24 protein-coding genes and 1 pseudogene are annotated in these 21,635 nt (G+C 70.7%); 9 read left to right on the top strand and 16 right to left on the bottom strand.

Annotated features, from left to right (window positions below):
* Positions 1-191 precede the first annotated feature (191 nt).
* Entirely contained in the window at positions 192-1,613 is a 1,422-nt protein-coding gene (gene lpdA / locus ACWDEW_RS20835) for a dihydrolipoyl dehydrogenase (RefSeq protein ID WP_450514436.1), read from the top strand.
* Between the two features lie 108 nt (positions 1,614-1,721).
* Here lpdA and ACWDEW_RS20830 read toward each other — a convergent pair whose 3' ends face one another.
* Positions 1,722-1,916 carry a hypothetical protein gene (locus ACWDEW_RS20830; RefSeq protein WP_450514435.1) on the bottom strand — a complete coding sequence of 65 codons (195 nt, stop codon included), beginning with the start codon at positions 1,914-1,916 and terminating at the stop codon, positions 1,722-1,724.
* Between the two features lie 239 nt (positions 1,917-2,155).
* Here ACWDEW_RS20830 and ACWDEW_RS20825 point away from each other — a divergent pair, with 239 nt between their 5' ends.
* Positions 2,156-2,608 (top strand): SDR family NAD(P)-dependent oxidoreductase, encoded by a 453-nt coding sequence (locus ACWDEW_RS20825; RefSeq protein WP_450514434.1) that lies wholly within the window; start codon positions 2,156-2,158, stop codon positions 2,606-2,608.
* Positions 2,609-2,639: 31 nt separating this feature from the next.
* Here ACWDEW_RS20825 and ACWDEW_RS20820 read toward each other — a convergent pair.
* Positions 2,640-2,969: pseudogene (locus ACWDEW_RS20820) on the bottom strand (SDR family NAD(P)-dependent oxidoreductase); the annotation flags it as partial.
* A 131-nt stretch (positions 2,970-3,100) separates the two neighbouring features.
* A complete protein-coding gene (locus tag ACWDEW_RS20815; protein ID WP_450514433.1) occupies positions 3,101-3,232 on the bottom strand; it encodes a hypothetical protein in 132 nt (43 codons plus the stop codon).
* Positions 3,233-3,302: 70 nt separating this feature from the next.
* Between ACWDEW_RS20815 and ACWDEW_RS20810 the strand changes: the two genes are divergently transcribed.
* The 3 genes from ACWDEW_RS20810 (at position 3,303) to ACWDEW_RS20800 (ending at position 5,495) form a co-directional block, all read left to right on the top strand.
* Complete coding sequence (locus ACWDEW_RS20810) at positions 3,303-4,274, top strand: threonine ammonia-lyase (protein WP_450514432.1); 972 nt, start codon at positions 3,303-3,305, stop codon at positions 4,272-4,274.
* Positions 4,275-4,525: 251 nt separating this feature from the next.
* Entirely contained in the window at positions 4,526-4,750 is a 225-nt protein-coding gene (locus tag ACWDEW_RS20805; RefSeq protein ID WP_450514431.1) for a hypothetical protein, read from the top strand.
* Between the two features lie 187 nt (positions 4,751-4,937).
* Complete coding sequence (locus tag ACWDEW_RS20800; RefSeq protein ID WP_450514430.1) at positions 4,938-5,495, top strand: RICIN domain-containing protein; 558 nt, start codon at positions 4,938-4,940, stop codon at positions 5,493-5,495.
* Between the two features lie 342 nt (positions 5,496-5,837).
* Here ACWDEW_RS20800 and ACWDEW_RS20795 read toward each other — a convergent pair whose 3' ends face one another.
* On the bottom strand, positions 5,838-6,440 hold the full coding sequence (locus tag ACWDEW_RS20795) for a TetR/AcrR family transcriptional regulator (protein ID WP_450514429.1): 603 nt from the start codon (positions 6,438-6,440) through the stop codon (positions 5,838-5,840).
* A 72-nt stretch (positions 6,441-6,512) separates the two neighbouring features.
* Here ACWDEW_RS20795 and ACWDEW_RS20790 point away from each other — a divergent pair, with 72 nt between their 5' ends.
* The 3 genes from ACWDEW_RS20790 (at position 6,513) to ACWDEW_RS20780 (ending at position 9,839) form a co-directional block, all read left to right on the top strand.
* Positions 6,513-7,346: a class I SAM-dependent methyltransferase gene (locus ACWDEW_RS20790; RefSeq protein WP_450514428.1), complete on the top strand. Its 834-nt coding sequence runs from the start codon at positions 6,513-6,515 to the stop codon at positions 7,344-7,346.
* 172 nt (positions 7,347-7,518) lie between these two features.
* A complete protein-coding gene (locus tag ACWDEW_RS20785) occupies positions 7,519-8,916 on the top strand; it encodes a condensation domain-containing protein (RefSeq protein ID WP_450514427.1) in 1,398 nt (465 codons plus the stop codon).
* A gap of 341 nt (positions 8,917-9,257) precedes the next feature.
* The gene (locus tag ACWDEW_RS20780) at positions 9,258-9,839 is read left to right on the top strand and encodes a hypothetical protein (protein ID WP_450514426.1); all 582 of its coding nucleotides are present in this window, start codon (positions 9,258-9,260) and stop codon (positions 9,837-9,839) included.
* Positions 9,840-9,938: 99 nt separating this feature from the next.
* On the opposite strand, the gene ACWDEW_RS20775 is transcribed toward ACWDEW_RS20780, so the two are convergent.
* Positions 9,939-10,874, bottom strand: a complete 936-nt coding sequence (locus tag ACWDEW_RS20775) for an ADP-ribosylglycohydrolase family protein (RefSeq protein ID WP_450514425.1) — start codon at positions 10,872-10,874, stop codon at positions 9,939-9,941.
* 56 nt (positions 10,875-10,930) lie between these two features.
* Here ACWDEW_RS20775 and ACWDEW_RS20770 point away from each other — a divergent pair, with 56 nt between their 5' ends.
* Positions 10,931-11,452 carry an adenylate kinase gene (locus ACWDEW_RS20770; RefSeq protein WP_450514424.1) on the top strand — a complete coding sequence of 174 codons (522 nt, stop codon included), beginning with the start codon at positions 10,931-10,933 and terminating at the stop codon, positions 11,450-11,452.
* A 4-nt stretch (positions 11,453-11,456) separates the two neighbouring features.
* Here ACWDEW_RS20770 and ACWDEW_RS20765 read toward each other — a convergent pair whose 3' ends face one another.
* From ACWDEW_RS20765 to ACWDEW_RS20715, 11 genes are all read right to left on the bottom strand, one after another.
* The gene (locus ACWDEW_RS20765) at positions 11,457-12,632 is read right to left on the bottom strand and encodes an acyl-CoA dehydrogenase family protein (RefSeq protein WP_450514423.1); all 1,176 of its coding nucleotides are present in this window, start codon (positions 12,630-12,632) and stop codon (positions 11,457-11,459) included.
* 53 nt (positions 12,633-12,685) lie between these two features.
* Complete coding sequence (locus tag ACWDEW_RS20760; protein ID WP_450514422.1) at positions 12,686-13,783, bottom strand: MSMEG_0565 family glycosyltransferase; 1,098 nt, start codon at positions 13,781-13,783, stop codon at positions 12,686-12,688.
* Positions 13,780-14,616 (bottom strand): carbon-nitrogen hydrolase family protein, encoded by an 837-nt coding sequence (locus ACWDEW_RS20755; RefSeq protein WP_450514421.1) that lies wholly within the window; start codon positions 14,614-14,616, stop codon positions 13,780-13,782. The genes ACWDEW_RS20760 and ACWDEW_RS20755 overlap by 4 nt, the downstream gene beginning before the upstream one ends.
* Entirely contained in the window at positions 14,613-15,461 is an 849-nt protein-coding gene (locus ACWDEW_RS20750; protein WP_450514420.1) for a carbon-nitrogen hydrolase family protein, read from the bottom strand. Before ACWDEW_RS20750 ends, ACWDEW_RS20755 begins: the two co-directional genes overlap by 4 nt.
* Positions 15,458-16,888, bottom strand: a complete 1,431-nt coding sequence (locus ACWDEW_RS20745; protein WP_450514522.1) for an MSMEG_0567/sll0787 family protein — start codon at positions 16,886-16,888, stop codon at positions 15,458-15,460. Before ACWDEW_RS20745 ends, ACWDEW_RS20750 begins: the two co-directional genes overlap by 4 nt.
* A gap of 5 nt (positions 16,889-16,893) precedes the next feature.
* Complete coding sequence (locus ACWDEW_RS20740; RefSeq protein ID WP_450514419.1) at positions 16,894-17,976, bottom strand: MSMEG_0568 family radical SAM protein; 1,083 nt, start codon at positions 17,974-17,976, stop codon at positions 16,894-16,896.
* A 10-nt stretch (positions 17,977-17,986) separates the two neighbouring features.
* Positions 17,987-18,508: an MSMEG_0572/Sll0783 family nitrogen starvation response protein gene (locus ACWDEW_RS20735; RefSeq protein ID WP_450514418.1), complete on the bottom strand. Its 522-nt coding sequence runs from the start codon at positions 18,506-18,508 to the stop codon at positions 17,987-17,989.
* Between the two features lie 41 nt (positions 18,509-18,549).
* Entirely contained in the window at positions 18,550-19,365 is an 816-nt protein-coding gene (locus tag ACWDEW_RS20730; RefSeq protein WP_450514417.1) for an amidohydrolase family protein, read from the bottom strand.
* 14 nt (positions 19,366-19,379) lie between these two features.
* Positions 19,380-20,696 (bottom strand): MSMEG_0569 family flavin-dependent oxidoreductase, encoded by a 1,317-nt coding sequence (locus ACWDEW_RS20725; protein ID WP_450514416.1) that lies wholly within the window; start codon positions 20,694-20,696, stop codon positions 19,380-19,382.
* Positions 20,693-20,863: a hypothetical protein gene (locus ACWDEW_RS20720; RefSeq protein WP_450514415.1), complete on the bottom strand. Its 171-nt coding sequence runs from the start codon at positions 20,861-20,863 to the stop codon at positions 20,693-20,695. Before ACWDEW_RS20720 ends, ACWDEW_RS20725 begins: the two co-directional genes overlap by 4 nt.
* Positions 20,864-21,007: 144 nt before the next feature.
* Positions 21,008-21,499, bottom strand: a complete 492-nt coding sequence (locus ACWDEW_RS20715) for a hypothetical protein (protein ID WP_450514414.1) — start codon at positions 21,497-21,499, stop codon at positions 21,008-21,010.
* Between the last annotated feature and the right edge of the window lie 136 nt (positions 21,500-21,635).

Genomic DNA, 21,635 nt, shown 5'->3' with positions numbered 1-21,635 from the left:
AACTCGGGATTACCGCCGCCGTGCTGGAGCGGACAAAGGGGACTTCGAGCAGGTGGGGGCCGGTTCATGGGGTCCCCGCGAGTTCGCAAAAACTTCGTTGTCCGCCGGTTACCGGGCATCCTGCACACTGTTAGAGGATCTACAGAGGACGCCTGCTCGACCATGCCCTTCCCGTGGTAAAGGATCTTTCGATGAGCCAGCAGAACACGCAGGACGACCGGTTCGACGTCGTGGTACTCGGCGCGGGCCCCGGCGGCTATGTCGCCGCCATCCGCGCCGCGCAACTCGGCAAGCGGGTCGCGGTGGTCGAGGAGAGGTACTGGGGCGGCGTCTGCCTCAACGTGGGCTGCATCCCGACCAAGGCGCTGCTGCGCAACGCCGAACTGGCGCACATCTTCACCCGCGAGGCGAAGACCTTCGGTATCAAGGTCGAGGGGGAGGTCTCCTTCGACTACGGGGAGGCGTTCCGCCGCAGCCGCCGGGTCGCGGACGGCCGGGTCAAGGGCGTCCACTACCTGATGAAGAAGAACAAGATCACGGAGATCGACGGCCGAGGCACCTTCCTGGATGCGCACACCCTCCAGGTGGCCGGATACGACGGCGACACCCGCACCATCGCCTTCGAACACTGCATCATCGCCACCGGCGCCACCCCGAGGCTGCTGCCCGGCACCAAGCGCAGCGCGCGCGTCGTGACGTACGAGGAGCAGATCCTCGCCGACGACCTCCCGCAGTCGATCGTCATCGCGGGCGCCGGAGCCATCGGCATCGAGTTCGCCTACGTCCTGCACAACTACGGCGTGAAGGTCACGATCGTCGAGTTCCTGGACCGCGTCGCACCCCTGGAGGACGTCGAGGTATCCACTGAACTCGCCAAGCAGTACCGCAAGTTGGGCATCGACGTCCTCACCTCCACCCGCGTCGAGTCGATCGACGAGTCCGGCCCCCAGGTCCGCGTCACGGTCACCGGCAAGGACGGCACCCAGCAGGTCCTGGAGGCCGACAAGGTCCTCCAGGCGATCGGCTTCGCGCCGAACGTGACCGGCTACGGTCTGGAGAACACGGGCGTACGGCTCACCGAGCGCGGCGCGATCGACGTCGACGGCCGGTGCCGCACCTCCGTCCCGCACATCTACGCCATCGGCGACGTCACCGCGAAGCTGATGCTCGCCCACGCGGCCGAGGCGATGGGCGTCATCGCCGCCGAGACCCTCGCGGACGCGGAGACGATGGAACTGGACTACGCGATGATCCCGCGCGCCACCTACTGCCAGCCGCAGATCGCCAGCTTCGGCTACACCGAGGCGCAGGCACGGGAGTTGGGCCACGACATCAAGGTCGCGAAGTTCCCGTTCACCGCGAACGGCAAGTCGCACGGCCTCGGCGACACCACCGGCTTCGTGAAGCTGATCAGCGACACCAAGTACGGCGAACTCCTCGGCGGCCACCTCATCGGCCCCGACGTCACCGAACTCCTCCCCGAACTGACCCTGGCCCAGCAGTGGGACCTCACCGTCCACGAGGTCGCCCGCAACGTCCACGCCCACCCGACCCTGGGCGAGGCGGTGAAGGAAGCGGTGCACGGCCTGGCCGGACACATGATCAACATGTGACCGTCCCCTCCCGTGCGTGGTGACCGAAGGTCCCGCAGGACGTCGCAGAGCCCGGCCGGGCACCGCACAGCTCGGCCGGGCTCCGGGTTTTCGTGAACCCGAGGTTCTTCAGGGCCGAGCGTCCGGCGCGACGCCCCGCAGGATGAAAGCGATCACCTCGTACAGGCCCCGTTCCGCGGCCTCCGGAGTGAGCATGCCGGTCGCGGCCAGGTCGGTGTAACCGTGGAGTGTCGAGAAGACCGGGACGCCGATGCTGTCGAGAGGGCACTCGCGCACCTCTCCCTGGCGCTGCCCCTCCAGCATCAGCCGCTCGATGAACTCGGACCAGCGCCAAGGTGGCGTCCACCAGGTGGGCGGACGCCTGAGGGTCGTGCTAGATCGAGTACATCAGGCCGAGCAGCGCGGCGGCCCCCTCCTCCCGGAGTGTCTCCTCGGCGCGGGCCGGCGGGGCGGCGCGCAGGTCTCCGTGGTGACAGGGGCGGGGCGGGTCTCCATGGAGGGCTGTGTATCGGCGATGTGTGCGCAGCCCACAACGGCTGCCCGTGACCACTGCACCCGGCACCGCAGCCGGCGCGTGGACCACCACCGACATCCACGACCAGAGCGGCCGTACGGCCGTCGTCACCGGCGGCGACAGCGGGCTCGGCATCGCCACCGTCGAGGCGCTGGCCGCCGCGGGCGCCCATGTGGTGCCCGCCGTACAGGATCCCGGGGCGGGGCGAGGCTGCCGCCAGGGGCGTGAACGGCAGCGTGGAGGTACGCCGCTCGACCTCGCCTCCATGCGCGCGTTCGCCGCCGACTGGCGAGGTGGGCAGGACCTGCTCATCAACAACGCCGGCGTCATGAACTCGCCGGAGTCGCGCACCACGGACGGCTTCGAGACCCGGTTCGGGACCAATCGCCCTCCGGCCGACCGCTGGTCAGGACGTGCCGGACGTCACCAGGAGACCATGGGCTTGGCCTCGCCCCGTCGACGTCGAGGACCGCGCAGTTGACGTATCCGGGCGCCGGTGAGGCCAGGAAGGCGACCGTCTCGGCGACGTCCTCCGGCCGGCACACACGCCCCAGCGCCAGCATGTCCGCGAACCGCTGCCACTGCTCCTCGTCGAAGATCTCCCGCACCCCTTCGGCCAGCACGAACCCGGGCCGTACGACGTTGCTGCGGATGCCGTCCGCGCCGTGCTGCGCGCCGATGTACAGGGAGAACGTCTCCAGCGCCGATTTGCAGGCGCCGTAGGCCGCCTTCGTCGCGGTGGCGCAGCGGACGGCGCCGGACGAGATGTGGACGATCGACCCGCCGCCGCCGCTCGCCGGCATCGCCGGAATCGCGTGCCGCGCACCCCAGACGGCGGCCATGACGGTGACGTCGAAGGTGCGCTGCCAGGCCTCGTCGCTGGAGGTGGACGAGCCGGTGTCCTCGGGTATCTAGACGGCGGCGTTGTTGTCCAGGACGTCGAGGCGCCCGAACGAGTCCAGCGCCGCCTGTATCAGGCTCCGCACCCTTCCTCCCGGCTGACGTCGGCGTGCACCCCGACCGCGCTGTCACCCAGGTCCACCAACAGCTTGTCCAGGGCCCCGTCGTTGATGTCGCCCAGGACCACCCGGGCGCCCTCACCCACACGTGGATGTCCGGTGACCACCGGCCGCACTGGGACGGGAACCGCAGCCGTGGCGCTACGCTGCCGTGTCGTGCAGCAGACACGCCTCGACACCAGTCGGATCAGGGCGGCCCGCCGGGTGATCGACCCGATGTTCCTCGACACTCCGCTGTACCGCTGCGAGGCGCTGGAGCCCGGACTCGGGTGCGCGGTCAGCATCAAGCTCGAAACGGCGAACCCGGTCCGCAGCTTCAAGGCGCGCGGCACCGAGCTCGTCGCGAGCCGACTCGCCGACAACGGTGAGCGGGCCGCTGTGTGTGCCAGCGCGGGCAACCTCGGCCAGGCGCTGGCGTGGTCCGGTCGCGGCCGGGGGCTCGATGTCACCGTGGTGGCGTCCCGTTTCGCGACCGCGGCCAAGCTCGACCGCATCCGCGCGTTGGGCGCGCGGCTGGAACTGGTGGACGGGGACCACGAGTTGGCCCGCGAGCGGGCGGCGGCCGTCGCACGGTCCGAGGGCATCCGGCTGGTCGAGGACAGCCTGGACATCGAGACGTGCGAGGGCGCGGCGACCATCGGCCTGGAACTGGCGGACGCGGCGCGGCCGTTCGACACCGTGCTGATCGCTCTCGGCGGCGGGGCGCTGGCCACCGGAGTGGGGCATGTGCTGAAGTCCCTGGCGCCCGGGGCGGAGGTGATCTGCGTCCAGCCGCTGGGCGCACCGGCGTTGACGCTCTCGTGGCGCGCGCGGCGGGTCGTCACCACCGACTCGGCGGACACCATCGCCGACGGTGTCGCGGGCCGGTTTCCCATCCCGGCCGTCCTGGACGACCTCCTCCTGGTCGCCGACGACGCCCTCCTGGTCCGGGAGGAGTCGATCATCACCGGTATGCGGATGCTCTTCGACCGCGCCGGCCTCGTCGTCGAACCGTCGGCCGCGCTCGGTGTCGCGGCGATCCTTGAGAACCGCGAGCGGTTCGCCGGCCGCCATGTGGTCACCGTCGTGTGTGGCGGCAACGTCGACGCCGACGCGTTTCGCCGCTGGATCGGCGTGGCTCCGTTGTAGGGGTTCCTCCCGTACGGCGTCCCGGGCACGCTCGTCACGTGCCCGGGATGTCCCGCCGCGGTGGCCGCTTTCCCTTCACCACGGCGGTGTCCACCGGTGTGTGGGACCAGAGTTGCCGCTGTGCGGCGTCAGGTGAAGGGTTCGGGGGGCCGTGTCAGACTCTCGTAAGATCCACTTCGCGCAATCTCTTATGGGGCACGGGAGTTGGCGACGGCGGCGGACTGGGTGAGGGCGCCTTCCGTGAGCTTCGCATGTGCGGCGTCCGCGGGTTGATCGGCGACGCCGGTGGTGCCTGGGACCTCGGCCTCGGCGTGGGTGCCGTGTCGCGCCTGGAGGACCCGCCGGGCGCGCCGGATCCCGTCGTCCGTTCCCCTCCGATGTCCCCCTCCGACGGCCGTGACGCGCTCCGCCCAGCAGCGCTACGGATGTTCGTCTTCGCGAAGAGAAACGCCGTCAACGACACCGAGGACGGCTGATCGGTTGTACTTCGAGGGGCGGTCGATCGGGAGGTGACCTCGTTCCGCTGATCGGAACAGCAAACGACAGGCGTGTTAAGAGAGTTCAGACTCTGGCGTGTACTTCGGCAACCACGCCGATACCCAGGGGGCGGAAGATCCACGGCTTCTGGCTCGGTGTCCGAACTCGAAGGAGCACATCGACATCATGCGCCTGACTTTGCGAAGAAAAACAGTCGGTCTCGTCTCGACACTGCTGATGGCCGGAGCCTGTCTGGCTGCGACGACGACAGGGGCCGACGCGCAACCGTCGTCGGCCACCTCCGTCAAGCCGTTGGCGGGCCTCTTCCACCCCGTCAAGAACGTCGGCGACAACCTGTGCCTCCAGCCCGAGGGCGCATCGACGGCACTGTTCGCGAGGATCGTCCAGAAGCCGTGCGACGGCAGTATCGCGCAGGGCTGGCAGTACCTGCAGGTCGCGACCAACCACTACCGCCTGGAAAACCAGCTGAGCGGCTACTGCGTATGGGCCTGGGACGGGGCCTTCAACGGCGGACGCGTCCTCCAGGACGAGTGCCATTCGAGCAACAGCGAGATCAACACAGGGGCAACGCTGCCGGACGTCGTCAAGCTGGAGTCCAGGGTCGGATTCCGCGACACGGGCTTCTGCATCGACGTGCCGGGGGGAGCCGGCACCGACGGGCTGGCCATGCAGATCTACCAGTGCAACGGCACCCTCGCGCAGCGCTGGGTCGTCGGCTTCTAGGAGCCGTGCAGTGCCGTCAGCGCTTCGCGATACACGTCGTGGCGCACGGCGAGGTCCGGACCCGACCGCCGACATGTTCCTCATCCCCGTGGATCCTCTTCCACGAGCGGCGGGTCGGCACACGTTGTTCCCCCGGCAGGCGGCTCATTCGCCTGTCGGCGGGCACGCATCAGGACCTTCTCGACCGACTGGACGCCCCTCTCGTCCACCAGGGCCTTACTGCCGGCCGACCGCCGGTGAGGCGGACGCCTGTCATCGGCTCCCCGGCCAGGGGGGTCGCCCGCATGCTTGTCCACTCGGCGTCGGCCGGCTCTCACCGACACGCAGCGCTGCGAGGCGGGTTCAGCGTGGCCGCCGCTGTACGACGTCGGCGAGCACCGTGGTCACCAGCTTGCCGACCGTCGACGTGGTCGGCGGGTCCGAGGCGCGGTCGGCGAACAAGAGGTGTCCGCCTCCGACCAGGGAGAGGGTGAGCGAGTCGATGTCGGCGTCGGTCGCGATGCGGCCCCTGGCGCGCTCGTCGGTCAGGTAGGCCGAGACCGCCGTCGTCATCTCGGCGAGGATGGCGATGCCGCCTCCGGGCCGGGCCTGCCGCAACCGCGCCCGCAACTCGTCCCGGAAGGTGATGAGCGGGATGATGGCCACCGGCACGGGCCCGAACAGAGTGGTCAGCGCGTCGGTGAGGTTGTCGGCGACGGTGCCGTTTCCGGCGGAGTCGCGCAGTGCCTGCGCCTGCGTCTCCAACTGCGCGGCCCGGTCGAGGACGAGCTCGGCGAGGAAGGCGTCGAAGTCGCTGAAGTGCCGGTGCAGAACGCCCTTGGCGCAGCCCGCCTCGTCGGTGACGGCCCGGCTGGTCAGCCCGTTCGGGCCGTCCCGCAACAGCACGCGCTCGGCGGCGTCGAACAACTGCTGCCGCGCATCACGAAGGTGCACCCCGGTCGGCACGTGTGGTTCCTCTCGTACGCCGGCGCGCCGGCGCCTCTTGGTGCGTGGGCGCTTGCCCACTAAGGTGAACGCATGCCCACTTTACCGCGAGAGCAGCCAGGACCCGCCCCTTCGCATCAGGCCCGGCAGATGGCCGAGTCCTTCGGCACGGACGCCCGACGCTACGACCAGGCCCGCCCCGGCTACCCCGACGAACTGGTGGCACGCATCGTCGCCGGGAGTCCGGGGACCCAAGCACCCGAGGTGCTCGACGTGGGCACCGGCACCGGCATCGCGGCCCGTCAGTTCCAGGCCGCCGGCTGCGCCGTGCTCGGCGTCGAACCGGACGCACGGATGGCCGACTTCGCGCGGGACCGCGGCCTGCCGGTCGAGGTGGCGACCTTCGAGGACTGGGAACCGGGCGGCCGGACGTTCGACGCGGTGACCGCCGCCCAGTCCTGGCACTGGGTGGATCCCCTTGCCGGTGCCGTGAAAGCGGCCCAAGTGCTGCGCCCCGACGGCCTCCTGGCGATCTTCGGGCACGTGTACGAGCCGCCCGCCGAGGTGGCCGAGCCCTTCGTCGCTGCCTACCGGCGAGTGGTGCCCGACTCGCCGTTCGGCGGTGGATCGGCCCGCCGCCCCCTGGAGATGTACCAGGCGGCATACGCGAAGGTCGCCGACAGGATTCGCGAGATCGGGCAGTTCCATGAACCGGAACAGTCGTGTTTCGACTGGGAGCGGTCCTACGCGCGCGACCAGTGGCTGGACCTCCTCCCCACGACCGGCGGCCTCACCCGCCTCGACCCCGGTCAACTGGCCGAGATACTGGGCGAGGTGGGCCGAGCCATCGACGCCCTGGGAGGCGGCTTCATGATGCCCTACACCACCCTCGCGGTCATCGCCGCGCGCGCCGACACCCCTCTCTGACCCCCTGTGATCCACTCCCTTTCGGAACGGCGGGTTCCAGAGCGTTGCTTTCCGAATGGCCCGCTCGTTGATCTCCGCATGCAGTGAGCGGTGCCCGAGCGGCATGGAGGCGTGGATCGACAGTGGTGCCCGGCGGCCTCCCGTGGGCAGGCGAACGGAGAGCCCTGTGCGCATGAGTGACCTTCAGCGGTGCGAGATCCGTCCCGGACGACTCGTCGAGTGGACGCTGCATCCGGCGGCCGTAGGAGCGGCGCGGGCCCTTCCCGACGACGTGCGGCCACCGGCGTATGTGCAGGAGTCCCATATCCGTACGGCGCGTTCGGTGCGCGAGGACGGGCTGTTCGTGCCGACCTGGCTCGGGACCGCCTTCGACATGCCGGGAAGGATCGAACTCGACGTGCTCCAGGGCGCGTTGCGGGACTGGATGCTCCGGCACGAGACGCTGCGCAGCGGATTCCGGTGGGCCGGTGACGAGATGCGCCGCTTCACACTGGACGCCGACGCTGTGGCCCTGCACCGCGAGGACATCGGCGAGTTCGCGGACGCGGGGACCCTGACCCGGTATCTGCAGGACCGTTTCGATGTCACGGCGGATGCGCTCACCTGGCCGAACTTCCTCTTCGCGGCGGTCGTTCGCCAAGACTGCACGAGCGTGTACCTGGCGTTCGACCACAGCAACGTCGACGCGTACTCGCTCCATCGCATCGCGGGGGAGGTGCACGAGCTGTACGCGGCCGGTCTCGCCGGGAGGACGGTCGAAGTGGCGCCAGTCGCCAGCTACATCGACTTCTGCGTGGGCGAACGCACGGACGCCGACCAGATCGACGACACGCACACCGTCGTCTCCCGCTGGCGCGAGTTCATCGCCCGCTGCGACGGCAGACTGCCGAACTTCCCTGTCGACCTCGGCCTCGACCCCCAAGGGCCGCTGCCCACACAGAAGTTCCTCCAGGAGATGCTGACCGACGACACGGACGCGGCGGCCTTCGAGGCCTACTGCCGACCGTACGGCGGAAGCCTCGTCGGCGTCCTGGCGGCCGTGGCCCTCGCCGCCCGCGAGATCAGCGGCCTCGACGTGTACCGCACCGTCGTGCCCTTCCACACCCGGGCCAAGTCCCGCTGGGCCGACTCCGTCGGCTGGTACGTGGGCGGCGCGCCGATCGAGATCCCGATCGAGCACGCGAGGGACTTCGACGACGCCCTGCGGATGGTCCGCGCCACGCTCCGCGAGAACCGCCCACTGGCCCGCATGCCCATCGCCCGCGTACTGCGCCTGCTGGGCGCCGACTTCCGGCCCACGTCCCCCGACCTGTACTCGATCGTCTCCTACGTCGACTCGCGCGCCCTGCCCGGCTCGGACCGCTGGCAGGAGCTGAAGGCGTACGGGCTGATCCGGGTGTCGTACGGCGATCAGGTGTGCGCGTGGGTGACCCGGGTCCACGAGGGCCTGCAGTTCGCCTGCCGTATCCCGGACAACGACATCGCGGACAAGAACATGCGGCTGTGCATGGAGTTGGTGGGGGAGCGGATGGTCTCGGTGGCCCGGCGGGCGTTGGCCGTGCGTCTCTAGCCTCTCCGCGTACGCAGTTGAGACCGACTCCGGCATGGGGCACGGGTACCGACCGTGGTACTCGCGCCCCATGTCCGAACAAACATGTGCTGCAGCACCGTTGACCGACCGGACGGACGGGATCTACGTTCGGGAGCAGGCGAAAGCGCTTGCCATACCCCCGCCGTTCATCCGGCCCACCCCCCTGGGCCGCGCTCCCGGTAATCCGTCCCCCCACCGTCCGCCGGACCGGGCAACCACTCCTGACCTCAGACAACGATGTCCACGCCCCACTCAGGAGGCATCGCCATGACACCCCCAGTATCCGGAGACGAGATATCCTCGGCGCCGCCGCGGGCGCCGTGTTCGCCCCGCTCCTCGCCGGCTGTTCCGGCGGCGGAGGAGGAGGCACCGCGATCGGCATGGCGGCGGCGGTCGCCTCTCTCCCACTGATCACGGCCCCTACGGCACTGGCTGCGGCCTGCGCAGTCCTGCGCCGAGCGATCCGCGAGGACCGTCCGGTCACCCTGGGGGAGTACGTCGCCGAGTTCCGCGGCCACGGACTGCGCCGCTCGGTGCTGTCCGGCGTGTCGGCCTTCACCGCTCTGACACTGGTCGCGCTCGACCTCGCGCTCGCGCGGGCGGGCCTTCCGGGCGCCGGTCCGATGTTATGGGCGCTGACTGGTCTGGCAGCGGCGGGACTTGTCCTCGCCCTGCGCGCGGCGGCGGACCCGGCGGTCGCACACGGCTGGATTCCGGCCCTGAACCGGGCCGCAACCCGTTCCGCCGGGGATCCCGTGGACTGCGCCCTGATCGCGGCGGCGATCGGTCTGTGCGTCGCGTTCCTGTGGATGCTGCCCCTGCTCGCCCTGCTGCTGCCCGGGCCGCTGGCTTTCGCGATCACGGCCGTGGAACTCCGTGCCGAACCCGCACACAACAGGTGATACACGGCCACGCCAGGTACCCGCTCGTCGATGGACTCCTGCGCACCATCGTCGACCGGACCGAGAACGGTGAGTCCTGGGCCGACGTCCGCCGCCGCCCTACACGGAGGTTCGGCGGACCGCGGCGAGCGCGTCCCAACCACTCCAGGCCGGGATCGCCTCCAGCGCCTCCCGCCACGCCGACGGGATGCCCCCGGTGCCGGTGCGGGCCGCGACGACGCCGCCCACGATCGCGCAGGTCGTGTCCCGGTCGCCCCACCCGGCGACGGTCTGCCACAACGCCTCCGGCAGATCGTCCGGGTGTCCGGCCGCCGACCACAGGGCGAACGGCACGGTGTCCGGAGCCGAGATCAGCGTCCCCGAACCCAGCACGGACGCCGCGTGCCGCACCGACGTCCGCTCGGAGAAGCCCGCGGCGACCAGCAGCCGGGAGCGGACATCGCCGTCCGGGACGTGCGAGGCGACCTCGTGCAGGAACTCGGCGCGCGGGAGGGCCGGTTGATCCGCGCCGGCGGCGGCCAGCGCTGCGGCGACGGCCACGGCCACCGCGCCCGCGACGGCCTCCGGGTGGGCGTGGGTGGTCAGCGCGGAGAGCCGGGCCTGCTCGGCGGCGGCAGCGACGTCGTCGTGGAACCAGGCGCCCAGCGGGGCGACCCGCATCGCGGCGCCGTTGCCGTAGGACCCCTGCCCGCCGAACTGCCCTGTGGTGACAGCCCGCCAGTCCTCGCCCTCGCCGACCCGGCGCAGCACGCCGTGCATGGACGGGCCGTACTTGCGCCCCGGCTCCCGTTCGTACTCGGCGGCGAACTCCCGTGCCAGCGCGTCCGGTTGCACCTCTCCGTGGGCCACCAGATGCGCGAACAGGACGAACGCCATCGCCGAGTCGTCCGTCCACAGCCACGGAGCGGTTCGCAGTTCGCGCGTGGCCCACAGCTTCTCGGCGGGCTCGTCGGACCGCGTGAACCAGCTGTCCCCGAAAGCATCACCCGTCACCAGGCCGTCCAGCGAGGCGTGGGCCTGTTGCGGACTGCTCATGAGGGGGCTCCTGTCAATAATCGGCGGGCCTGGCACATCGTAGTTAAGGTGCCGGGATGGAGCGGATCCTGGTGGTTGGGGCGACCGGCGCGGGCAAGTCCACGCTGGCCCGGGGTGTGGGCGAGCGGCTGAAGCTGCCGTACCACGAGATGGACGCCCTGTACTTCACCGGCCCCGACTGGGCCGTCAACGAGACCCTGACCGACGACGTGCTACGGCTCACCGCCGAACCCCGCTGGATCATCGACTCGATCGGCTATCCCGAAGTCCGCGATCTGCTCTGGGAGCTGGCGGACACGGTGCTCTGGCTGGACTACGGGAGAGGCGTGATCATGCCGCGTGTCCTGCGCCGTTCCCTGCGGCGTACGGTCACCCGCGAGCGTATCTTCGGCGGCAACAGGGAGACCTGGGCGGGCTGGTTGAGCCGCGAGCACCCGGCCTGGTGGGCCTGGTCCCAGCACGCGGGCAGGCGCCGCGAGATCGAGGACCGTACGAACGACCCGCGCTTCGCTCCGCTCACCACGCTGCGGTTCGCCCGGCCTCGCGAGACCGCGGCCTGGTTGGCGTCCCTGGGCTGAGCCGTCAGAGGAAGGGCGTGCCCGCGTCGAGACCGGAGAGGACCCGGCCGTACAGCTCCAGGTTGGTGCTGGGGTTGACGAAGGAGTGCAGGCTCAGCGCGTGCAGATCGCGTACCGCCCGCTGGACGGGCACGTCCAGGTGCAGCGAGGACGCGCCCGAAGCGGACGCGATCAGATCCACGGCCTCCTTGCAGAGCCGGGTCGTATAGCCGCTCTGCGCACGGATCCTGGCGCGGTCCGCCTGTGTGTACCGTTCGTCGTTGTCGGCCGCCGACTCGATCCGGGCGACGAACTCGGCGGTCAGCAGTTCGGCGCAGGAGATCTTCAACGCGGCCTCGGCGATCTGGAGATGGGTGACGCCCGCCTCGTACTGCCGCTCGTGGAAGGTGTACGTGATGCCCCGCCGGTGGATGCGCTCGGTGAACTCGGCGAGGGCCGCCCGCGCCAGGCCCAGCGCGTTCGGCGCCGTCCAGGCGCAGAACAGCATCAGGACCGGCATCCGGTAGAAAGGGTCGTCGGCGTTGGCCTTGGAGGGGAAGCCGCCGGCCAGCAACTGCCCCACGGGCAGGATGCGGTGCGCGGGCACGAACACGTCCCGTGCGACCACGCTGTTGCTGCCGCTGCCCGCCAGGCCGGACACGTACCAGTCGTCGAGGATCTCCAGATCCGACATCGGAACGGCGGTCCACAGCACCTCGGGCGGACCGCCGTCGGACTCGACCCGGGCCGTCAGCAGATGCCAGTCGGCGTTCTGACAGCCGGTGGCGAAGCCCGAGGTGCCGTTGACCACGTATCCGCCGTCCGTCGCCACCGCGACGGCGTCCGGGATGAGCGTGCCGCCGACCCGCACATCGGGGCCGGTGAAGATCTCGTCCTGCGCCTCGTCCGGGAACAGCGCGGCGATGTAGGAACACCCCGCCTGGATCAGCGCCATGAAACCGGTCGAACCACACCCGGCGGCGATCTCGCCCAGCACCTCGACCTGTGTGCTCAGCCGGCTCTGGTAACCCCCGTACCGGCGTGGGACGTTCATCCGGTACACCCCGGCGTCCGTCAGCGCGGCCACCACCTCAGCCGGCACCCGCCGCTCCTGCTCGGTGCGCAACGCGCTGTCGCGGAGCAGGGGTTGCACCTCCCGCACGCGTGCGACGAGACCGGCATCGGACGGGAGCGGAGCCATGGGCGACCTCCGAGCGCTACGGGCCCTCACCGTGGCGCGGAACGCGCGAGGTGTCAACGCCCCTGCTCAGTCGCAGAGTTGAGGGACCGATAGAAGTCGAGGTGGTCACGGGCCGCGGTGTCCCAGGTATGGCGGGCGGCCAGCTTCCGCCCGGCGTTTCGTCGCACCGGGTCCTCGACGACGAGGGCCTGACCGAGTTCCGTGCCCAACTCCCCAGGCGTGGCGGCGAAACGGGCGGCGCCCCCGAACACCTCACGCAGCACCGGCAGATCCCGCACGACCAACGGCACTCCGGCGGCCAGCGCCTCCATCGCGGCCAGCCCGAAGCCCTCCTTGAGCGACGGGAAGGCGAACACGTCCGCCGCGGCGACCAGCGACGGCAGCTCGTCCTCCGGGACCTGCCCCAACACGACCGGTTCCACCGCGAGTTCCGCGGCCCGCGCCTCCCAGCGCGCCCGGTAGTCACGGTAGTCGAAGAGGGTCTCGCCACCCGCGACCACCAGCCGGACGTCGGGACGGGCGGCGCGCAGCAGGGCGTAGGCCTCCAGGAGGTCCAGCGAGCCCTTGCGGGGCTCGATGCCGCCCACGGTGAGGACGTACGGGCCGAGACGGGAACGCCAACTCGCCCGCGCTACCGGGTCGGTGACGGCGAAGCGGTCGTACGAGACCCCGTTGGGAATGACCCCCGCCTCGATGCCCCAGCCCTCCGCCAGCTCCCGCGCGACCGCCTCCGACACGCACAGGTGTGCGTACGGCTCGACGATCGCCCGCTCGTGGCAGGCGGCCAGCTCGGGGGTGGTGAAGTGGTCGAGGTGGTGGACCGTGCGGACACAGCGGCCGGCCGCGTTGGCGCTGATGCAGTCCTGGGCGTGGACGACGTCGTAGGGCGTGGCGTCGAAGGCGGTGCGGAGGATGGAGATGGAGCGCAGGACGCGTGCGCCGACCGTCTCTTCGGGCGGGCCGTCGGGGAACGGCACGATCTCGACCCGCACCGCCGGGGCCACCGGGCGGTAGAAGCCCGCGTCGCCGCCCCGGCCCAGGGTCCACACCGTGACGTCCTCGCCCAGTGCCGCGAGGGCCTCCGCGAGCGCGAGGGTGTGGACGACTCCACCGCGCGGCCTGGTGGAGTAGCTGAGCAGAGCGATCTTCACGTCCGGGACTCCCGGTAGGCGTCGGGGCGGCGTTCGTCGAGGTGGCGCAGGACGCGGCGGGCGCGGTCGGTCTCGGCGGCGACGTCGATCTCGGCGACGGCGAGACCGGCCTTGGACCAGGTGCGGGCGAGGATGTCGCCGCCGGGGCCGACCACCTTGGCCTGGCCGAGGAAGCGCATGCCGCCCATCGCGCCGGTCTGGTTGGAGGAGGCGAGGACGACCTGGTTCTCGGCGGCGCGGGACTGGTCGTACAGGTCGAAGAGCCGGGCCTGGCGGTCCTGTGCCATGCGCGGGGCGCGGTTGGTGATGGACGTGGGCCAGGCGGACAGACAGGCGAGGATCTCGGCGCCGTCCAGGGCCAGCGAACGGGCCGACTCCGGGAAGGTCTTGTCGTAGTCGATGAGCATGCCCAGGCGGCCGACTGGGGTGTCGAAGGCGTCGAAGCGGTCCCCCGCGGTGTACGCGTCGACCTCACCGGCCGGTAGGTGCACCTTGCGGTGGCGGCCGAGGATCCCGTCGCCACTGACGCAGACGGCCGCGTTGTAGCGTTCGTCGCCCGCGTCCTCGCAGTAGCCGACGCACACCACCAGCTCGGCGGCCAGCTTGGCGACTTGAAGAATCAGCGGGTCGTCGGGCTTGAGGGCCGGGGGCAGCGACTCGGGGTCGGGGTGGCGCAGGTCGGCGAGGTAGCCGCCGAGGGCGGCGTCGGGCAGCACGAGGAGTCCGGCCCCGGCGGTACGCGCGTCGTCGACGAGTTTGGCGATGCGGGCCAGGTCGAACTCCAGGTCGCGGCCGAAGTGGGCGGCCACGGCCGCGATCCGGATGGTGCTCATGCGCTGACCGCTCCTGCTGGCGTGTAGGTCTCGGGCCGCCGGTCGCGCAGGTGCCCCATCGACCGGCGGGCGGTCTGAAGGGCCTGTGCAACGTCGAGTTCGGCGACGGCGATGCCGGCCGTGACACCCGTGTCGGCGAGGATCTCGCCGCCGGGGTCGACGACCTTGGCGCTGCCGACGAAGCGTAGCGACCCGAAGGTGCCCGCCTGGTTGGCGGACAGCCACACGATCTGGTTCTCCAGGGCACGGGCCCGGTCGAACAGGTCGAAACGCCGCTTCCAGCGGTCCTTCTCCAGGTCCGCGCTCGCGTTGGTGCGCGCACCGGGCCACGCCGACACGCATACGCCGATCTCGGCACCGTCGAGGGCCAGCGCACGTGCCGACTCCGGGAAAGCCTTGTCGTAGCAGATCATCATGCCGATCCGGCCGACCGGCGTGTCGAAGGCGTGGAAGCGGTCGCCGGAGGAATAGCTGGCATCCTCGCTCAGCGGCTGATGGACCTTGCGGTGGTTGCCGAGGACGCCGTCGCCGGTGACGCACACGACGCTGTTGTAGCGGGTGTCCCCAGCGGCTTCGCAGTACCCCGCCACGACCGTCAACTCCCCGGCAAGAGCGGCCAGTCGGCGGATCTCCGGGCCGTCGAGGGCCAGCGCGGGCGGCCCTTCGTCCAAGGCGCTGTCGTCGTCCAGACTGAGCAGATATCCGCCGAGGCACGCCTCCGGCAGCGCGAGGAGCCGTACGCCCTGTTCCCGGGCCTCCTTGACCAGCCGTTCGGCGATCGCGAAGTCCTCCTCCAGGTCGCGGCCGAACTCGGCGGCCACGGCCGCCATCCGCAGCGTGCTCATGCCGTCCCCATTCCGGTCACCGTCGAGGTGACCGCCTCGGTGATCTCTCCGTCCGGCCAGCGCAGCCCGACCCCCTGCCCCGCGGTCAACTCCCCGCACACGGCGCCAGTCGCCGGCCCGGCGGGCAGCGGCGGTGCGTGCGGCCCGTCGGCGGTCAGCATCGCGAAGCCGGGGAAGCAGGTCAGCCAGTCGCCCATGGACGCGCCCACCGGACGGGGCACGGCGGCGACGTCGAGTACCGCCCCGCAGCCGCTCGCCTCGGCGAGCATGCCCAGTGTCCCGGCGATCCCGGCCATCGACACGTCCTTCGCGGCGGCGGGCCGCGCGGCGGCCACCGCGCTTGTCATCGTGCGGAGTTCGTCCGTGCGACGACGGGTGGTCGAGTCCCACTGGCGGCCCCGGTAGCCCGCGCGCCAGCTGCCGCCGAGGTCGGCCGTCAGCCGTACGGCGTGTCCGGGACGACCGCCACCACCCGGTACCGGCCGGTCGGTGCGGCCGAGCGCGGTCACCGACAGGGCGGCGGGGACGCCGAGTTGGGTGTGCCCGCCGAGCACCGGGACGCCGTAGGCGTGTGCCGCCCGGGTCAGCCCGGTCAGGATCACGGCGGCATGCGCCGTGTCACGCGCGCCGATCGCGTCAAGGAGCCCGACCGGTGAAGCACCCATCGCCGCAATATCGTTGACGTTCACCAGGACCGCGCACCAGCCTGCCCATTCCGGATCCCGCTCCACCATGGACGGCACGATCGCGTCGCACGCGGCGATCACATCGGTGCCGGGCACGGGCGCGCCGTCGTCGCCGACGAAGCCGGGCGGAGCAGGCAGTCCGGCGAGCAAAGGCCCCAACGCGGTTTTCGTCGCAGCGACTTGGGCCGCGACGCGGCCGATGGGCCAGCGCATCAGGACGTGCGGGGCGCCGACGACCTTCGTCGCGCGTACCGATCGCCAGCCGAGCCGCCGGAACAGCACCTCGTTGCGTGCCTGCACGGTCGCGTCGAACCGCAGCGCACCCTCCGCCTCCGCCCGTGCGCAGGCGGCCCGGACCAGTGCCGCGCCGATGCCGTGCGGGCCGCGCGCCTTCGGGGCGACGACCAGCCGGCCGCCCTGCCACCAGCCCAGGTCGGGCCCGTCGTCGACCGGACCCAGCCGGACCCCGCCGATCACCGTGCCGTCCATGGCCCTGGCGACCAGCACGACGGTACGGGTGTCGGCGTCACGGTCGTCGAGGTCGTCGCCGCTGAAGAGACGCTGTTCGTGGACGAAGGTGTCGGCGCGAAGTCGTCTGTAGGCGGCCAACTCGGTCTGGTCGGTGGCCTGTTGGATGTGGAACGCGGGGCGGCGGGCGAGAGTGCTGCGGTCGCCGAGCAGCGCCAGGATGTCCACCGGCCAGTCCGCCACGAGCGGTGCCGTCGAGCCGTCGAGGTACATGGCGGTCACCCGCCCGCGGTGCGCAGCACACTGCACGCGCCGCAGGCCGCGCAGCCCGCCTGCTGGTCGGCACCGCTCATCCCGGCCGCCCGCAGCCTGGCGGCGACGCCCTCGGTGACGTACCGCAGGAGTTCCGCCCCGGGCGGCCGGATGCCGTCGCGGGCGGCAAGCGTGCCGCGCATCGGACGGAAGGGGACGATGAAGGGGTACACCCCTCGGTCGATCAACTGCCCGGCGCCCGCCATGAGTTCGTCGGGGTCCTCGCCGAGGCCGACGAGCAGGTAGGTGGAGACGCGGTTCGGTCCGAAGACCCGCACCGCCTCGTCCCAGGCGGCCTCGTACTCGGCCATGGGGACCGTCGACTTGCCAGGCATCCAACGCCGACGTACTTCGTCGTCGAGGGACTCGACGTGAATGCCGATGGCGGTGGCGCCGGCGTCGTACAACTCACGGATCCAGGTGAGGTCGCCGGGTGGCTCGCACTGCACCTGGACCGGCAGGCCGGGCACGGCTTCGAGGACGGCGCGCACGGAGCGTACGAGATTCCGGGCTCCCCGGTCCGGGCCCGTCGTCGTGCCCGTCGTCATCACCATCTGCTTGATGCCGTCCAACCGGACGGCCGCCTCGGCGACTTCGGCGAGCTGGGCCGCAGTCTTCGCGGCGACCGTGGCGCCGGAGCGCAGTGACTCCTCGATGGTGCAGAAGCGGCAGCGGTCCGGCTCGGCGTAGCGGATGCAGGTCTGGACGACGGTGGTGGCGAGGACGTCGGCGCCGTGCAGGCGGGCGATGTGCTCGTAGGGGACGCCGTCGGCGGTGGTGAGGTCGTAGAACTTCGGGCGGTCCACGGCGGTCAGGGTCAGGCCGGTGTCGTCCTCGCCGAGCCAGACCCTGCCGTCCCGTACGGAGTAGGGGCTGTCGGGGTTGGTGGGCAGCGCGGCGTTGGCACCGTCGACGAGGACATGACCGTCGTCGCTCGGTCCCGCGCCGTCCGGCCTCCGCACCGGAGCGTCCGACCGGACTCCGTGGAGGGCGAGTTCGGCACGGGTCATGATCCGCACGTCCACCGCTGTGTTGGTGCCAATGCTCACGGCCCGCCCCTTACAGCTGGTAGGTGGAGTTGATGATGGCGCCCTTGCGGGCGTAGTGGATCAGCGCGTCCTGGACGTCGAGCGGGTGGGTCGGGATGACACCCTCGATGAGGTCCTCCTCGCGGGCGCCGTGCAGGGAGAGGCCGAAGCGGCAGCAGAAGACCTTGCCGCCTTCGGAGATGAACGTCTTGAGCTGGTTGTTGATGTTGTGCTCGCCGGGGAAGGCCGAGTTGCCGACGGTGGGGAATCCGCGGGTGGCAAGGCAGTTGAGTGAGCCGGGGCCGTAGAAGTAGATGGCCGTCTCGAAGCCCTTGCGCAGGGCGCGGGTCGCCTGGAGGACGGCGACGAAGGAGACCGACGACTCGTGGGCGATGCCGTGCACGAGGGTGAAGTATGTCTCCCCGTCCTCGGCCTTGTAGTCGGGGAACACCTTCGTGGAGCCGTAGATGCTGGTGCCCTCGGGGAGGGACGGGTGGGGGATCTCGGTGAGGGACTTCTGTTCGATCTCGCTGAGTTCGACGGTTTCGGACATGGCTGTCTCCTTGTACGTACCGGACTTGAGAGGGAGGTCGGTCAGTCGTAGAGCGCGGCGAACGTGTCCCTGAAGACCAGCTCGCCGAGTGCGCCGCCGCCGGTCGCCTCGGCGAGGCGGGCGTACTCGCCCGTGAAGTCGCCCCACGGCTGGTCGCTGGCGAAGAGCACCCGGTCGTGGCCGATACCGCGGCGCTCGATCTCCTTGGCCAACCAGCGGGGAGTGAAGCCGATGGCCCAGGAGAGGTCCGTGTAGACGTGCTTGCCGGCGGTGATCCAGTCGAAGAACCGGGAACCGGCCAGCTTGATGTGGCCGCTCATCCCGCCGCCGAAGTGCACGAGATGGACGGGGACCTGATCGGCGTACCAGTCGACCAGGTGGCCGACCTCGTCGATGTCGGAGGCGGCTCCCGGGGAGGTGTGAACGTGCACCACCAGCCCGTGCCGGGCCGCCACGGCGAAGATGCGGTCGAGGTGCGGGCGGCAGGCCGGGTCGGTCGGGCGCCCGCCGAGCAGGAAGCTCAGCTTCAGTGCCTTCACGCCCCGCTCGCCCGCCAACTCCAGTGCGTGGGCGGTGCGTTGCTCGTCCTCGGGGCGCGGGGAGACCCACAGTCCGGCCCGGATGCGGTCGTCGGTCTGGGCGGCCTCGATGACCAACTCGTTGAAGGAGAAGGCGATCGCGGGGTCGGGCACGCCGTAGTTGGGGATGACCAGGGCGCGTTCGGTGCCCTCCGCGTCCAGGTCGGCGATGAGCTGCTTGACGGTGGCGCGGGCGGTGGTGTCGGGGTTGACGGGCGGGCCGCCGTAGAAGGGGTAGGCGGGCAGGACGCCGATGTGGCGATGTGCGTCGAAGACCATGGCGTGGTGTCCCCTCACCCGATCGGCAGGGCGGAGGCGAGGTCGGTGGGGGCGCCGGTGAGGGTGCCGCACACATCGGCCAGGCGGCGCGAGGCGTCGATGTGGCCGGCGAGGAACTCCGCGTCCCTGCCCACCGCCTCGAAGCGTCCCGAGCCCCATGAGTGCTGCCAGGGCAGACCCAGGAAGTACAGACCGGGGACGCTGGTGGCGCCGCGCCAGTGCATCGGGTAGCCACGGCCGTCGAAGACCGGTGCCTCGATCCAGCGGTGGTCGCGGCGGAACCCGGTCGACCAGACGACGGAGGTGATGCCGGCCCGCTCCAGGTCGAGTTCGCGCGGCTGGTCGTCGGGCTCCCACACGGGTACGTACCGGGGCTCGTCCGGTGCGGCGATGCCCCGCGCGGTGATGTGGGCGTCGATGGCGTCCTTGATGCCCTCGGCGACGGCGTCGGCGTGGTCGAGGTTCAGCTTGAGGTCGTCGGCGAACTCCAGTGCCGTACCGCCGACTTCGGTGAGTCTGCCGTACAGCCGCATACCGTCGCGGGCGAAGGCGCGCAGGTCGATGTCGCGGCCTCCGTCGCGTCCGGTGACGTAGTGGTTGACGCGCATCCGGACCGCGCCGGCGTCGTCGAAGTCGTCGATGCTCTTCGCGTAGTGGCCCATGTCGTCGAGCCAGGCCACACAGTCACGGCCTCGGTAGAAGCGGGCCACGCGGGGCGCGCTGCCGACGGACAGGTGGACCTGGCGTCCGGCGAGGTGCAGGTCCTCGGCTATCTGGCAGCCGGACTGGCCGGTGCCGACCACCAGGACCGCGCCCGGGGGGAGCTGGGCGGGGTTGCGGTAGCGGGAGGAGTGGACCTGGGTGACGGAGTCGGGGAGTCGCTGGGCCATCGGAGGCAGGGAGGGGGTGTGGTAGGGGCCGGTCGCGATCACCACCTGGTCGGCGGTGAAGTCCCCCTCGGTGGTGGACAGTTCGAAGACTCCGCCGGGGGAGCGGCGCAGCCTGGTGACCGTCACGCCCTCGACCAGCGGCGGCCGGAACCTCGCGACGTAGCCCTCCAGGTACCGCACGATGTCCTCGCGGACCATGAACCCGTCGGGATCGTCGCCAGGGTAGGGGTAACCGGGCAGTCTGCACTGCCAGTTGGGGGTCACCAGGCAGAAGGAGTCCCAGCGGCGCTCGCGCCACTCGTGCCCGACCCGGTGGGCCTCGACGACGACGTGGTCGACACCGCGTTCGCGCAGCTCGTGGCTGACGGAGAGACCCGCCTGACCGCCACCCACCACGGCGACCGGGAAGTGCGCGCCGGCCAGTTGGGTCGCGGAGTTCATCGCGTGCTCCCGTCGGCACGAAGGAGTGCCTCGACCGTGACCTCGGCGCCGCTGACGTCGCCGTACGCGACGCCCGGGACGAAGTAGTTCTCGGCTGTCGTGGAGGGGGAACAGTAGCGCTGGGTCAGACCGTCGGGCCGACGCACATCGAAATACATCTCGGGCATGACATCCTCCATGCCGCGCGCCGAGGTCTTGCCACCTCGTCGCTCTCCATGGCGACCAACTTCAGCCCTGTGGATTTCCGAGCGAAGTCATCCGGAACAAAGGGGAGTTGCGAAAAACTCACCGTTGCCGGAGAGGCAAACCGGCTATTCGACCATCCTTGGGACCGCTTCCATGTTCGGCCACCGCGCGAGCGAGATCATCGCCGTCACCCGGTGGATCAGATAGCCGGCCAGCGGCAGTTCGGCGAAGACCGCGAGGGCCGCGGCCGACCAGACGTCGTCGGTGCCGAAGGCCAGCGACACGTCGAACCACGCGTCGCAGATCAACAGCGCGGCCGAGAAGAGCGCCGCCACGATGACCGCCCGGTGCCGCCGCCAGCCGAGCAGCGCGGTGGCCGCCATCGCGAGCACGAGCAGGACGTCGAAGCCGACCCAGGTCGCCCGCCACTGGTGCACCTCGTAGGCGGACGGCAGCGTCACCGCCAGCAGAACCGTCCACGGGACCAGACCCACGGCGCAGACGGTGAGCAGTTCCAGGGTGTGCCGCCGGTGCCGCCGCGCCCGCTCCAGGATGTCGGGCGGCGGAGCCGGGGTGTCTGTCACCTGCCGTATGTCGGCCTTCGACGTGTCGTTCACCTTGACTGCTCCGTTCTCAGGAGTCCGGTCATGATCCGGTACCTAAGGCTGAAACAGCCCTGGACCGCGCTCTCTTCCCGAGGTGCGCAAAGGCGGATTCTGTGCTTCCGGATCAGGTCAAACCGGATGGATTGTC

It is taken from the genome of Streptomyces sp. NPDC001100 (genome assembly GCF_053598575.1).
The sequence above is the reverse complement of the archived record's forward strand: the minus strand, read 5'-3'. Positions and strand labels throughout refer to the sequence as shown.